Source organism: Sporosarcina sp. OR05 (assembly GCF_041414805.1).
Lineage (GTDB): Bacteria > Bacillota > Bacilli > Bacillales_A > Planococcaceae > Sporosarcina > Sporosarcina saromensis.
Map to the genome: position 1 here is coordinate 20544 of NZ_JANKJL010000005.1, position 13870 is coordinate 34413.

General features: G+C 41.5%; 13 protein-coding genes. 11 read left to right on the forward strand and 2 right to left on the reverse strand.

The window, feature by feature from the left end:
• Positions 1 to 11: 11 nt before the first annotated feature.
• The gene (locus tag NRI27_RS09730) at positions 12 to 860 is read right to left on the reverse strand and encodes a pyridoxamine kinase (RefSeq protein WP_371390510.1); all 849 of its coding nucleotides are present in this window, start codon (positions 858 to 860) and stop codon (positions 12 to 14) included.
• A 191-nt stretch (positions 861 to 1051) separates the two neighbouring features.
• Between NRI27_RS09730 and NRI27_RS09735 the strand changes: the two genes are divergently transcribed.
• The 11 genes from NRI27_RS09735 (at position 1052) to NRI27_RS09785 (ending at position 13286) form a co-directional block, all read left to right on the forward strand.
• Positions 1052 to 1624: a DUF4256 domain-containing protein gene (locus NRI27_RS09735; RefSeq protein ID WP_371390511.1), complete on the forward strand. Its 573-nt coding sequence runs from the start codon at positions 1052 to 1054 to the stop codon at positions 1622 to 1624.
• A gap of 244 nt (positions 1625 to 1868) precedes the next feature.
• Complete coding sequence (locus NRI27_RS09740) at positions 1869 to 3053, forward strand: AAA family ATPase (protein ID WP_371390512.1); 1185 nt, start codon at positions 1869 to 1871, stop codon at positions 3051 to 3053.
• Between the two features lie 15 nt (positions 3054 to 3068).
• Entirely contained in the window at positions 3069 to 4496 is a 1428-nt protein-coding gene (locus tag NRI27_RS09745; protein WP_371390513.1) for a vWA domain-containing protein, read from the forward strand.
• Positions 4497 to 4568: 72 nt separating this feature from the next.
• Entirely contained in the window at positions 4569 to 4994 is a 426-nt protein-coding gene (locus tag NRI27_RS09750; RefSeq protein WP_371390514.1) for a YugN family protein, read from the forward strand.
• Positions 4995 to 5283: 289 nt separating this feature from the next.
• Positions 5284 to 7002, forward strand: coding sequence for a hypothetical protein (locus NRI27_RS09755; RefSeq protein WP_371390515.1), 1719 nt, complete (start codon positions 5284 to 5286; stop codon positions 7000 to 7002).
• Complete coding sequence (locus NRI27_RS09760; RefSeq protein WP_371390516.1) at positions 7002 to 8021, forward strand: membrane dipeptidase; 1020 nt, start codon at positions 7002 to 7004, stop codon at positions 8019 to 8021. Before NRI27_RS09755 ends, NRI27_RS09760 begins: the two co-directional genes overlap by 1 nt.
• Entirely contained in the window at positions 8003 to 8803 is an 801-nt protein-coding gene (locus NRI27_RS09765) for a DUF3726 domain-containing protein (protein ID WP_317944197.1), read from the forward strand. Before NRI27_RS09760 ends, NRI27_RS09765 begins: the two co-directional genes overlap by 19 nt.
• A 32-nt stretch (positions 8804 to 8835) precedes the next feature.
• A complete protein-coding gene (locus NRI27_RS09770) occupies positions 8836 to 10308 on the forward strand; it encodes an aldehyde dehydrogenase family protein (RefSeq protein WP_371390517.1) in 1473 nt (490 codons plus the stop codon).
• Between the two features lie 111 nt (positions 10309 to 10419).
• Positions 10420 to 11157, forward strand: a complete 738-nt coding sequence (locus NRI27_RS09775) for an IclR family transcriptional regulator (protein WP_371390518.1) — start codon at positions 10420 to 10422, stop codon at positions 11155 to 11157.
• Positions 11158 to 11174: 17 nt separating this feature from the next.
• On the forward strand, positions 11175 to 11618 hold the full coding sequence (locus NRI27_RS09780) for a RidA family protein (RefSeq protein WP_317944193.1): 444 nt from the start codon (positions 11175 to 11177) through the stop codon (positions 11616 to 11618).
• Positions 11619 to 11678: 60 nt separating this feature from the next.
• On the forward strand, positions 11679 to 13286 hold the full coding sequence (locus NRI27_RS09785; RefSeq protein WP_371390519.1) for a BCCT family transporter: 1608 nt from the start codon (positions 11679 to 11681) through the stop codon (positions 13284 to 13286).
• A gap of 111 nt (positions 13287 to 13397) precedes the next feature.
• On the opposite strand, the gene NRI27_RS09790 is transcribed toward NRI27_RS09785, so the two are convergent.
• A complete protein-coding gene (locus tag NRI27_RS09790) occupies positions 13398 to 13853 on the reverse strand; it encodes an SRPBCC family protein (protein ID WP_371390520.1) in 456 nt (151 codons plus the stop codon).
• Positions 13854 to 13870: the final 17 nt, after the last annotated feature.

The window sequence follows — 13870 nt, forward strand, 5'->3', positions numbered from 1 at the left end:
CAATCAGATACTCACAACAACATCCGCAAATACCTTTCAAAGTTAATCCCTTCAACAGTCGGGACGCCCTCCATATCCGTATCTCGTATCGCTGCAGACAAAAACGTTTCAGCATGCTCGATTGCTGTTGTCATGTCTTCTCCTCTCATCAGACTCCCCATTATCACAGAAGCAAACAAATCTCCGGTGCCTGAATAGCTTTTGCCGTTATAGGGAACGAGAGTGAAGGTGGACGACTCGCCGTTCATGTACATGTTCCCGATGCTTGCTTCTGCGTGCTTTGCGTTCGGGGCATTGACGCCTGTAATGATAATGTGTGCATCCGTCATCTGTTGCAATTGATGGCCTGCTTCTTGGACAGCTTGTAAATAGTCCAATTTGTCGGCGTATCGGTTGAGTCTTTCATAGGAGTAGCCTGTTAGCAAGCAGCACTCTGTTAGATTCGGTGTAATCACGTCTGCACGAGTGACAAGTTCGCGCATTTGTTGCAACAATTCTTCATCAAAGTTTGTATATGCTTCTCCCATATCTCCCATGACTGGATCCACGAGTAAAAGTGTATTTTCACTCTTAAACCGATCGAGAAATTGAAGGATATGTTGTACTTGATCTTTCCCTGTTATATAGCCTGTATGTATCCCGTCAAATGTCACTTGAAGCTTGTCCCACTCTTGTTGAAAATATGGCATTTTCGTTGTTAAGTCTTCACTGAAATAACTAGGATAACCTGTTTGTGCTGTGAATATCGCTGTCGGTAAAGGCACGGCTTGTACCCCCATCACGGATAGTACAGGAATCGCGGCAGTTAAGGAGCATTTACCAAACGAAGACAGGTCTTGGATGATAGCGACTTTTTTCATAATTTCCTCCGAACAATGTAATCATTTCATTCCATCATACCATAGCTTATTTGCAAGTTATTGAACAAAGTTTAACTACATACTAATCATACGTTCCTTTTAATTACCGAGGTGCTCAGTGTGATACTTATTATTCATCCTGTTCATGATGTATACTCTAAGAAATACAATTTACAAAAGGGGTCATTCATATGGCGAATAAAGCGGCTGGTCAAACACTATCTACTGAACAACGTGATGAACTATTGACTACTCTGCAAGACCGTTTCGAAACTAATATGCACCGCCACCAAGACTTGTTATGGGCAGATGTTCAAACTAAGTTAGAGAACATGCCTGAAAAACTATGGTCGCTACATGAAATGGAGAGAACCGGTGGAGAACCTGATGTGATAGGGTTCGACAAAGTCCAAGACGCATATATTTTCTGTGACTGTTCACCTGAAAGCCCAGCAGGACGGAGAAGTGTTTGTTACGATCAAGAAGCGCTTGAAAAGCGGAAGAAAAACAAGCCGGAAAATAGCGCAATGGCGATGGCGGCTGAGATGGGGATTGAAGTAGTCGATGAGCAACAGTATCGGATGTTGCAACAAATCGAGCATGTCGACAAAAAGACGTCCAGTTGGATTCAGACTCCACCGGATATTCGTAAACTTGGTGGTGCATTGTTTTGCGATTACCGTTACGAAACGGTTTTTGTCTACCATAATGGCGCAGATTCTTATTATGCTGCAAGAGGTTTTCGTGGAAGGTTGCTCGTGTAAATAGTGTTTTAATTGCATAGTAAACAGATAAACTCTTTCCTACATCAGGGAAAGGGTTTTTTGTTTGATAAACGATATGACACGCTTGTACTACCTTTGTCTAATTTAAATTCAAAAACATTGAACGATTAAGAGTGAAACAAGCCGAAAGAGGGTACGAAAGAACAAACAGACACTCTTTGCTTGAAGTATAGTGATGCACGCTTGGTATAAAAGAGTTGGTATTTAAGAAAGGTTGTGTGACATGGATCCAAATTTAAGGAAGTTGGAAGAGATAAAACAGTCACTGAATGCCAAGTTTTATGAACGGGAACATGAAGTGGAAGGGATTTTATTGGCATTGTTAGCACGACAGCATCTATTAATGATTGGACCTGCCGGAACAGCGAAATCTGCTTTATCGACAGAGCTTGCGAAAATCATAGACGGGACGAACTATTTTCAATGGCTACTAACGCCGTTTAGTACACCTGAAGAAGTATTTGGACCGTTGTCGTTAAAGGAGCTGGAAGTGGGTGTTTACAAACGCAATACGGCTAATAAAATGCCAGAAGCAGAAATTGTCTTTTTGGATGAAATTTTCAAGGCGAATTCAGCAATCTTAAACAGTTTATTGACACTCATCAATGAACGTCTTTTCTACAACGGTGACGCCCCTGTGGAGACGCCACTCATTTCTGTCATTGGTGCTTCCAATGAGTACCCGGAAGAAGGGGAAGGGCTAGAAGCGTTGTTCGATCGGTTTTTTCTACGCTATGAAATCTCCTACATTGAAGATGAACAGAATTTCCTTTCGATGCTGAAAAGCGAGGGGAAGATGGAGGAATTGCCTTCGATGAATTTGAAGGAGTTGTACGAGCTGCAAGAGCTTACAGACAATGTTCACGTGCCTGACAAAGTGTTTGAAACGTTAGTCACGATTCGGCAGGCGTTGTTTGACGAAGGAATTCGACCTTCTGATCGACGATTCAAGCAAGCGCTCTGTGTGTTAAAAGCGAAAGCGGTTCTTCATCAGCGGAATCATGTCCAACTAGGTGACTTGTCTGTTTTAGAAAATGCATTGTGGGAGACGCTCGATCAGAAAGAAACGGTCTGTAACGTGATTCGGCGTTATACAACTCATTCAGTAGAACGGACGCTCGCAACTATTGAAAGGGAAGCGGAAGAAATTTATGACATGGCAGTGAGGGACCATTCAGCTGAAGCGGGGATGGAAGCGATGGAAAAGTTGAAAGTGCTCGTTGGGGATTTAGAACAATTAAAAGAGGATGAACCAGCTGAAGCAACTAAGATTATCGAGTTATCGAACAAGCTGACAAGCTTATCGAAGGAAGTTGAAAATAGCAGAGTGGATGAACAGTATACTGATGGGACAGTTGACAGTACAAGTGAGCAAAATGAGACAGAGGGTGTGTTCTTTAGAATGTAAAAGGAGGCGAGCTGCATGCGAACTAGCAAAATCATTCGAGATCAGCGCTCGGTCCTAAAGACGGATACATTTGAAAAAAGGCGTTTCCAAGGCGTTTTTGAAATGTCCGAAGGTTTACAACGAATTCGGGATGCATCAGACTTGCCGACGATTGAGTCTTTGTTGCAAGACATTTGGGCTTCCTTCTATAAGATGAAACCGATGATGGTTCGAAGCAGGTTGGATAGAGATTTAGATATTAACCGTACAATTATGAAACAAGTAATGCGTCATGAACAGTTTGAACGTTTTAGAACGTATACGAGATTGAATATTCTTACGGCTGCTATCTTTACGGAAATCATGGGAGAAAAACTTAATCAGTGGTTGGCGGAAGAACTGGCGGCAAATAGAGAAGGTGGCTTGCAAGGTGTATCTGTAAAAAATGGACAAGCCGAAGTATCGGACGAAACTGAATCAGAAATAGAAGAAATAGAAGATGGATTTGAAGAGGAAACGATTGTTTTGAATGAACAACTGGAATTGGCTATCGAACTGAACCCTCAACGATTTGCGAATCGAATTGGAGAAGCAATGGATGAAGCGCTCCATACAAAAGAAAGTCTTGTTTCTTTAATGGGCGGAACCGGTGTTGGCAAAGGTGATGCGGAGCTAAAAAAAGTGCCACTTCGTGAAAAGCTGATGATTGCTGAAAAAATTGCAACCGATCTGCAAATGAAAAACATTGCAGAATGGGCTGGCCATTTTACGCGCATTGCACAAAAGAAAAGCCATACAACGTATATCGATGCTGCAGAACGGAGAGGGGTCGTACAAGGCAAAGACGTGGAACGATTACTTCCAGCAGAACTCGGCATGTATAAACATCCCGTGGCGAAAAAAGCGTTTCTCCGGAAGTTTGCTGAAGGAGAGACGATGCAATACGACCAAAAAAAACGAGATTATACGGGGAGAGGTCCCATTGTTTTTTGTTTCGATCAGTCTGGCAGTATGAGTGAGTTGGATACACAGGCGAAGGGATTCGTCATTGCTCTCTTATCGATTGCTAAAAAACAGAACCGTGATTTATGTGTCCTCTTGTTTTCAACTGAGGTCCAAAGATTTACTTTCAAAAAAGGCCGGATGACCGCCCGACAGTTAATTCATATGGCAGAAACGTATCTAGGAGGCGGTACGGATTATTCATTAGCACTTGAGCATGCACTAGCAGTTCTTGCAGAAAGTGAATTTTCACGTGCAGATATTCTTTTCGTAACGGATGGGGAAAACGATGTAAGTGAGGAATTTTTACAACGTTTTATTGATAGGAAAAGTGAAAAGAATGTTCAAGTGTTGTCACTTCTAATGGGAACAACGTCAACTGCCGTTGAGGGATTCTCAGATCGAGTGATGCAAGTGACGGATTTCGATGAGGCTGGCAGCTATTCGTTATTTGAAATTTGAAGAAAGAACCTTCTTGTAACTTAGTGATGACTTCAAATGGCAGTAACAAAATAACAGAAATGAGGAATGAACATGATTGAACTGAAAACATCCATGCCAGGGAAAAAAGCATTGTTTGGTGACGCGTGCACCGTGTTAGGGGAGCATGGTTTACAAATGGGTGGGAACTGGGATTTTGACAAAGGCTATTTTGATACAATTCTTCATCAAGATGGAGATGACTCCATCTATTTACGTGTACCGTTTGACGTCATTGATGGGATGCTTGACGAAGATTCAGCCATGATTGAGTTTGGGAAACCGTTCATCATTCGACATGTGTTGAACATTGGCTTGGATGATGATGATAGCCCTGTACTGGCAGCTGTTGGGTTGGATCAGTTCCAAAAACCGGATGATCCAGATGCTCCCATCCCGTATAGCGAAAAATGGGTAGAGGAGGGGGAGGCACACGTTTCCCGTTTCTCTGAAAATGCGGTTTTCATTGCACCGTATTAAGGCTAGGTGAATAGTGTCTACAACCGGAAGCCCTCTTAACAGAGAGCTTCCGATTTTTTTGTCAAATGCGTTCATACAGTACTTCAACGAGTAGAGAGTGATGGCTAATTAGGTGTATTATTCGAAACTACAAAAACCTACAAAAATTTAGAAGGTTTAATGGGTTTTGTTTTTTCTAAACAAATCTATTGACAGAGAATTTTTACGGGTTTAAGATAAAACTATAAATTCGGAAACGCTTTCCGATAATCGTAATAATGTTGGGGTAGAAGAATGGAGGATGTTTAGGATGGTCAACCATGCGATAAACGATTGTGATGTACTAAGATCCGCTTCTGAAGTAATGCAAATCCAAAGACTTGGAGCAATGCGCTCATCTAGTCTCAGCTTTTTACGTATTATGCTACGCAAATTGATGAGAGAAAATTGGAAAATAGAACGCACGGCATTTAATTTAGATAACGATGGTTATGGTGAAGCACTTTATACAATTACTACCCCACAAGGCCATTATACGTTTGTTGCATTGTCGCGGGAAATTAGTGATGAAAATCGAAGCGATCGTGTCATTTCCGAAAAATGGGACGTAACTTTTGCCCTTTGTGAAGGAACTATTTCTGAAATAAAACTGAAAAAAATGAGACAGGAACTACCCAAGCAAGAAATGGGACGAGGAGATGTGACAGATCTCGTCTGGTCAAGAGCGAATAAAAGTGAACGAGTTTTTAACCATGTCGTGGAAGCGCTCTCAAATGGTGAGCAACCTGACTTGAATTTTATTTATGAAATTGGCTATCTCTTCAGGACAACTGCAGTATATGGAAATGGCAAATTCGGAATTGCTCCTTATGAAAAATTGAAAGACAATCATACGTTTAGTGGAGCGTTTCAAGCCCAGATGTTTGCGGTTTATATGCTACGGCACTTTAGTTTTGAAATGGTCGAACACATCGCAAGTAAGCGAAATCCGCGTGCTGTTAAATTGCAGCCTGAAGTAAAGAAACTGTTAGGAACGGGTAATGCGACAGGTTTAGGCATGGTGCCATTTTTAATTTCACACCCTAAATTGCTGCATCAGTGGATTGGGATTCGAGAAGTTGCATTGGCACGTGCGAAGCAACAACAGCCTTCCTCAGAAGATTGTAAACGCTTTATCGATAACCTAAAACGTACCTATTCTTATTTAATCAATGCACCTATCCCTGAGCTGGAGCTGTTTGAAAATCCACGGGACTTAGCGAAAGAAGTCAAACAGATTTCGAAACTTGCAGAACAAATTTTTGTAAGGGTTCTACAAGCTGGACAGGGAACAAGTCAAAGCTGGAGAAAGTTTGTTGAGGAGGTACAAAATCATTTTTCGGTTGAAGCGCAAGAACTTGTAAACTCTCAACTAATTGAACTGTATCCAAAAGTGATTGAAGATTTGGAAAGCCAAACAAATGCGGATGATCAAATCTTTTTAGTGCCTGAAATGTCGATTAATCGTTTGCAATCAATACTAAAAAAGCAATATGGTTGGGCTTTTCAATATGACTTTAATACTCCAGAGGCTCGACATTACTTTTGGTATCGATCAGTAGAGAAAGAGGAACCTCGTATCGGAGAACGGGGGATAGACCCAGGCGATGAACTTGCAATGCCCATGAACATAGCTGAGCAAGTGCAACAACTTGCTGTTGAGATTGAATCTTGTCATGGTGAGCAATCCGTAGCTTCATTCTTGCTGAAAAAGCCCGAGTTAAGAGGGATTGTAAGACGTATTCAATCATTGGAGGGCTTAACTTACAGTGAGGTTCAAACGAATTTAACGGGAGCAGATTTATTGCCAGTCTATTTATTGCGCTGCAAGTTAGCTATTTTTGGGGCGGAGCGGTTTGATCCTAAATCGAATCGATGGGTTAGAATTACACTATTTCAGGGGGCTCCATTAGTAGAAGAAATAGGTAGCTCGACTTTTACAGATGATTGGTTCTATCCAAATTTACCAAATTTAGAGGAGGTCAAATGATGATAGATACGAAAGATATGATGATTATTGATGCATTAGAATTAAGTAATTGGGACCGCGATTTTGTCCTTATGCTACAAAAGGGTGGTGTGACTTGTGTACACGCTTGTTGTGGATTATGGGAAAATGCGCGTGAGACATTAAGTAAAGTGGCAGGCTGGCATCGCTTCTTTGAAGAACATCAAGATTTAGTCATGCCTGTTAAGACAGGAGAAGACATTGAAACGGCTAAAGCAGTTGGGAAACTCGGTATTATTTTAGGCGCACAGAATACATCTGCCTTAGAGGATGAATTAGGTTTAGTTTCGGTGTTTAACGAACTCGGTGTGAAAATCATGCAACTTACCTATAACAATCAAAACTTAATCGGAAGCAGCTGCTATGAAGAGGTAGATCCAGGACTCTCTAGATACGGTAAGAATGTCATTAGGGAAATGAACCGCGTAGGAATGGTCATTGACTTGTCGCATGTCGGTACAAAGACTTCATTAGACACATTAGCATTATCTAGTCGTCCTGTTGCAATTACGCATGCGAATCCAGACTGGATCTATCCAACGAAACGTAACAAATCAGCAGAAGTGTTAGCTGCCTTACGTGAAAATAAAGGGGTACTAGGGGTGTGCGCGTACCCTCACTTAATCAACGGAGCAAGTACAACATTAGAAGAATTCTGCGACATGATTGCCCAAACTGTAGAATTTATGGGGGTCGATCACGTCGGAATAGGCACCGATTTAACACATAATATGTCGGTTGACTTCCTTGCTTGGATGCGAATGGGAAGATGGACTCATGAAATTGATTATGGTGCGGGTTCTAAATCGAGTCCAGGTTGGCCGGAGTGGCCGGCATGGTTTCAAACGCCAGTGGATTTCCCGAATATCGCACAAGGTTTAGCCGCGCGTGGTATGACCTATGATGAAGTTTCGAAAATTATGGGAGGGAATTGGTACCGTTTCTTTTCGGAAGGATTTAAGGCGGAGAAGGAGTTGGCGAAATGCGTGTCTCTCACTTAGAACTATACACCCATTGTAAAAAAATCTTCCAGGCTTGTGGGGTTCCGTATGGGTATGCAGAAGAAGGTGCAGAAACCGTAGCAAATGCTGAATTCCTCGGATTATATGGTTTACAACAATTAGCTGATGAATTGTCGCACTTGCAAAGTCAGTTGGATGAATTGAAAATTGTGGCGGAACGGAATCATGTTACGAAAATAGATGGTGGTAAGCAAAGTGGTATGCTACTTGGCAAAGCTTGTGCAGATTATTTAGTCGCACAATTGCAAGATCAACACGTTGCTGCTGTTTGTGTAACTGATACAAGACCGTCACGTGTGCTGACACAGCAAGCGATTTATCTAGCTAAGAAAAAGATTGGAAGTATCATTCTATATCAATTGCCAAGCCATTCATCGTTGATACTCTCATCTCCTAGCTATGCATTTCCGATCATGATTCATAAACGGAACAATGAAGATGTCGTGGATTGGATAAATAGACAACTAGGTTTGCGGGGTGATGAATCCCTGAATCTCCCACATGAATATACGGAGTTTTGTATTTTCGGTACTACTTCTATTGGTGTAATCGATGAGTTGCTAGAAAATTTTCAGCAAACAATAGATCCCTCTTACATCATCACAACGAGTGATGATTTTGAACAGAAATGGCAGTCATCTTGGGAAAATGGAGCTGAAATTAATAAAGAACTTTGGATTGAACTAAATGAAACAGGCAAGCGGATGCTTGTAGAATCAACAGACCAATCACGTTTGCGTGGAGCGGGAGAAATGGCGTAACAAGAGAATTTACTAACTGGAGGAGATTGAAAATGATGACAGTTAAAAGTGATGTAAAAGTGTTAAAGAACTTCATTAATGGTGAATGGGTGGAAACATCAGGGTCAGATATTCTTGAAATTAGAAATCCTGCTAATCATGATGAACTAATCGTGACGGTTCGACAATCAACTGAAAAGGACGCGCAAGCAGCGATTGAAGCAGCTGAACAGGCATTTCCTGAATGGAGTAAGACGCCATCGCCTGCTAGAGGCGAATACTTATTTAAAATAGCAGCAATTATGGAAGAAGAAGCGGAGGACATTGCTCGAATTATTGTACAGGAAGAAGGCAAGACATTTACCGATGCATTAAAAGAAGTTAACTATGCAGCCGGTATTGTAAAGTTTTACGCTGGTGAAGGACGCCGAATGACGGGTAGGATTATTGAATCTGATATGCCGGGTGTTCAGATTGAATTACATAAGGAAGCACTAGGCGTGGTGTTAGTCGTCACCCCTTGGAATTTCCCGTTATCAATTCCCGCTTGGAAGATTGCTCCTGCCATTTTAAGTGGTAATACGGTCGTCCTGAAAGCATCGTCTGAAACCCCTTTAACAGCACAAAAATTTGTGGAAATTATTGAGAGGGCAGGCGTTCCAGCAGGTGTTGTGAACCAATTGGTTGGACCTGGACGCCTTGTTACGGAGATGATTCATCATCCTGCGGTAAAAGCAATTACATTTACAGGATCCAATCGTGTAGGCAACTTAATTTATACAGAAGCTTCAAAGGGTATGAAGCGTGTATTGCTTGAAATGGGCGGGAAAAACCCATTAATCGTGATGGAAGACGCCGATGTGGATGCGGCAGTCGGACTTGCGATTGCGGGAGGATACGGACAAACTGGTCAAGCATGTACCGCTACGAGCAGAGTACTAGTCCATAAAGATATTCGTCAAGAATTCACAGAGAAATTAGTGGCTAAATCGAAAGAGATTAAGGTCGGTAATGGCATGGATAAAGATGTAACGATGGGACCTCAAGTAAGTGAAGGTGAGCGTCAATCTACATTGGATTTAATTAAAAAAGCAGTGGACGAGGGTGGAGAGCTACTGATTGGCGGCGGGATTCCTGAATTTGAAGGTTCAGAAAAAGGATACTTTGTTGAACCAACAGTAATCGGCAACGTGAAGTCATCAATGACAATTGCACAGGAAGAAGTATTTGGTCCAGTTATTAGCATTATTGAAATTTCCTCAATTGATGAGGCGATTGATGTGGCAAATGATGTGGCATACGGTTTGTCGGCTGCTATTTGTACTAGAAATCTAACATATATGAACAGGGCGTTAAACGATATTCAAGCTGGAATTGTGAAAGTGAATATGACAACGACAGGGACATTCTTCCAAGCGCCGTTTGGCGGATATAAGCAGTCAAGTACGGGCACGTACAAAGAACTAGGAAGCGAAGCAGTTGATTTCTATTGCCAGAACAAAACACGTTATATCAACAGTAACTAAGTTCAATAGAGGGGATAGCTTGGTCTTTCCCCTTCTTTCTGCTAATCTGCATATGTTAGTATATTCAAAAAGAATCGAGTATCTATATTATTTGTAGAGGAGCAAATTCATTTGAAAAAAACACCAGAAGTTTCAGCGACGGTTGTACGGGCAATTTCCGTCATAAATTATTTAAATGATGTGTCAGGACCACAAGGCGTTAGTGAAATCAGTAAAGGATTAGGATTGTCTACAACAATCGTTCATCGATTACTCACTACGTTGAAGATGGAAGGTATGGTATTTCAAGATCCGCGTTCAAAATTGTATTCATTAGGCACAGTCTTTTTGGATTATGCCAATAAAATCATGAGTGAAATGCCAATTGCGCCAATCATTGAGCCTTGGCTTATGTCGTTACGGCATGACACAGGAGAAACAGTTGGGTTCTATATGCCGACAGGCCAAATGCGTATTTGTGTACTAGAATATGAAAGTTTACAAGAAATTAAGCGATCTGTTGGAATTGGTAAGCGCATGCCACTCCATGTTGGTGCAAGTGGCCGAGCAATTTTGGCATTCCAGTCAGCTGAATTGCAGGAGAGACTTCTGCTCACATTGCCAAAGGATGAACGTAGCCGTTTACAGGAATTACTTGAAGAGACTAGAATTCTTGGTTACGCAACAAACGAAGAAGAGATTACGCCTAATGTGGCGGCATTATCTGCTCCAGTATTTGATCAACAAGGACGAGTAATCGGTTCATTATCTATCTCAGGACCATTGTTTAGATGGAACCGGAAGACGATGGAATCGTATGTATCTGAGCTGTTGAATGCGACAAATGAAATTCAACACTCACTATTCTAATGATAAGGATGATAGCAATGAGACCAGAGGATAAGTTAAAGGAACTTGGCTTAGAGTTGCCAGAAAAACGAGCAAAAGGAGGAAATTATATTTCCTGTGTGCGTACAGGTAATCTATTGTTTTTATCAGGATCCCTTTCATATGACGTAATTGGTAAGGTAGGCGATACACTAACGATTGAAGAAGGTTATGCGGCTTCCAGACAGGCGATTCTATTTGCATTATCGACCATTAAAGAAGAAGTTGGAGAACTATCAAAAGTTAAGAAGTTTGTAAAATTGCTTGGTATGATTAACACGGCATTTGAATTTACGGGACAGGCAAAAGTGATGAATGGTGCTTCTGATTTATTAGTAGAGGTGTTTGGTGAAGAAGTTGGATCGCACGCTCGAACTGCGGTAGGTATGATGTTGCCGCGCGGAGCAGCTGTAGAAATTGATGTCATTGTGGAAGTGGCATAATTTCTCCACACTTTCGTAAAAGGTAAGCGTTTACAAAATGGTGGACGAGGAGGTTTTACATTGAATAAATACGAACCTAAAACGGATCGGCCCGTTCTGCTCATAAGTGGGGGACTTTTAGTTGCTTTTGTAATTGCTTCATTTATTAATCTTGATTTTGTATCGAACATGGTGAATCAATCGTTCGCTTTTTCAATAAAATATTTCGGTGCATTTTGGCAGATATTGTTGTTAGGTACGTTTCTCATTGCGCTTTTCTTAGCGTTTTCGAAGTATGGAAAGATACGTCTAGGGGCTGCACAAAAACCTGAAATTGGCTACTTTAAGTGGCTGGCTATGATTATGACTACATTGCTAGCGGGTGGAGGTGTTTTTTGGGCGGCAGCAGAACCGATGTATCACTTCCTTGATCGTCCACCTCTTTTCGAAGGTGTTGAATCAGGAACTAGAGAAGCAGTAATTCCTGCGTTTGCACAATCGTATTTACATTGGGGCTTTCTTGCATGGTCAATTCTTGGGACATTAGGAACGATTGTATTGATGTATGCACATTATCAAAAAGGAATGCCATTAAAACCGCGTACCTTGCTCTATCCTTTACTAGGTGAAAGGATTATGAGAAAAAGTGCATTAGGCACAATTATTGATGCGTTTTCAATAATTGCCGTTGCGGCAGGGACGATCGGTCCAATTGGTTTCCTTGGTCTGCAGGCTGCATATGGGATGGAAGCGCTATATGGAGTGCCGAATAACTTGACAACCCAAGTCCTTATCATTAGTAGTGTTGTTGCCATTGCTACGATTTCAGCAGTCACTGGTTTGCGGAAAGGTATCCAATTCCTGAGTAATTTAAATGTCATCATAACACTTATTTTAATGGTTGCCATTTTAGTAATCGGACCTGGTGGATTTATTATTGATACATTTATCTCTGCAAGTGGTGTTCATCTCCAGGAGTTTCTTGCAATGAGTACATTTCGTGGTGATTCTGCTTGGCTTGGTTCCTGGACAATCTTCTTTTGGGGCTGGTTCCTCGGATATGGACCAATGATGGCAATTTTTATCTCCACCATTACGCGTGGACGTACAATCCGAGAGTTGGTTTTGGCAGTATCCGTTACAGCACCAATTGTCACGGCATTTTGGTTCACTGTCGTTGGTGGAACAGGTATCTTTTATGAATTGGGTAATCCAGGTGTTGTGTCAAATGCATTAAGTACAGGTGGTATGCCGGCAGCAATGGTAGCCATCACTCAACAACTCCCGCTAGATGCCTTAATTGCGCCTCTTTTCCTGTTAGTGACCATTCTATTCGTTGTAACAACAGGTGATTCGATGGCCTATACCATTTCAGTTGCCATTACAGGAGATGGCCATCCACCTAAAAGCATGCGAGTATTTTGGGCGGTCATCATGGGAGCGGTAGCGATTGTACTATTAATGATCAGTGAAGGTGGGATTAATGCAATCCAATCTTTTATAGTTGTTACAGCAATCCCAGTTTCATTAATACTATTACCAACATTTTGGGCAGCACCAAAAGCGGCGAGAATCATGTACAAAGAGCAATTTAGTCATACAGAAGAAATGACGAACATGGAAGAAGCCGATAGAATGTGGAAGGTTGATCAAGAAACTTCTTCAAAATTGACGAAAAAATATTCTTGAGAGATGAAGTCGTGAAGAGCTAATTGTAAGTATATTAGCAACCAATGAGTGAGAATTAAAATGTAAACAAACCGGCAGCCTTCTTAATGAGGGCTGCCGGTTTGTTCTGCCTTATACTTTTTTCAGTTCAATGTTTTCAATTTCCTCTGCAATCGCTTTTGTCAGGTCTTCAGCAGTTTTAGGCACAAAGTTTTTCAAGATTGTATTGATCATCGGTCCCATCATGCCTTTTGCTGTAATATCCAAGTTTCCGACCATTTCGGTTTTGAATTCAGATACTGCAATTGCTTTAAAAAAACCATTGCCTGCAAAGTTTTCGTTCAGTCCTGTCAAATTGAACGTTACGAGCGAAGGCTCTTGCCACTCTGTAATGTCGATCTTCAGCTTAACGGTTTTTTGCATGATGCCGATATCGCCTTTGAACGTCCAAGTCGATTGCGTGTCACTTAAAATTTCATGCTCAATGTAGCCGGGAACGAGCGGCGCCCATCGATTCATATCACTGACAAAGTTCCATATCTTCTCAATCGGTAAATCCAATTCAAGTGCGTGTGTACCACTAGGCATTTCTAAATTCCTCCTCT

Coding starts and splice junctions, on each gene's coding strand:
- NRI27_RS09730 (WP_371390510.1), bottom strand. CDS start 860: ATGAAAAAAGTCGCTATCATCCAAGACCTGTCTTCGTTTGGTAAATGC.
- NRI27_RS09735 (WP_371390511.1), top strand. CDS start 1,052: ATGGCGAATAAAGCGGCTGGTCAAACACTATCTACTGAACAACGTGAT.
- NRI27_RS09740 (WP_371390512.1), top strand. CDS start 1,869: ATGGATCCAAATTTAAGGAAGTTGGAAGAGATAAAACAGTCACTGAAT.
- NRI27_RS09745 (WP_371390513.1), top strand. CDS start 3,069: ATGCGAACTAGCAAAATCATTCGAGATCAGCGCTCGGTCCTAAAGACG.
- NRI27_RS09750 (WP_371390514.1), top strand. CDS start 4,569: ATGATTGAACTGAAAACATCCATGCCAGGGAAAAAAGCATTGTTTGGT.
- NRI27_RS09755 (WP_371390515.1), top strand. CDS start 5,284: ATGGTCAACCATGCGATAAACGATTGTGATGTACTAAGATCCGCTTCT.
- NRI27_RS09760 (WP_371390516.1), top strand. CDS start 7,002: ATGATAGATACGAAAGATATGATGATTATTGATGCATTAGAATTAAGT.
- NRI27_RS09765 (WP_317944197.1), top strand. CDS start 8,003: ATGCGTGTCTCTCACTTAGAACTATACACCCATTGTAAAAAAATCTTC.
- NRI27_RS09770 (WP_371390517.1), top strand. CDS start 8,836: ATGATGACAGTTAAAAGTGATGTAAAAGTGTTAAAGAACTTCATTAAT.
- NRI27_RS09780 (WP_317944193.1), top strand. CDS start 11,175: ATGAGACCAGAGGATAAGTTAAAGGAACTTGGCTTAGAGTTGCCAGAA.
- NRI27_RS09790 (WP_371390520.1), bottom strand. CDS start 13,853: ATGCCTAGTGGTACACACGCACTTGAATTGGATTTACCGATTGAGAAG.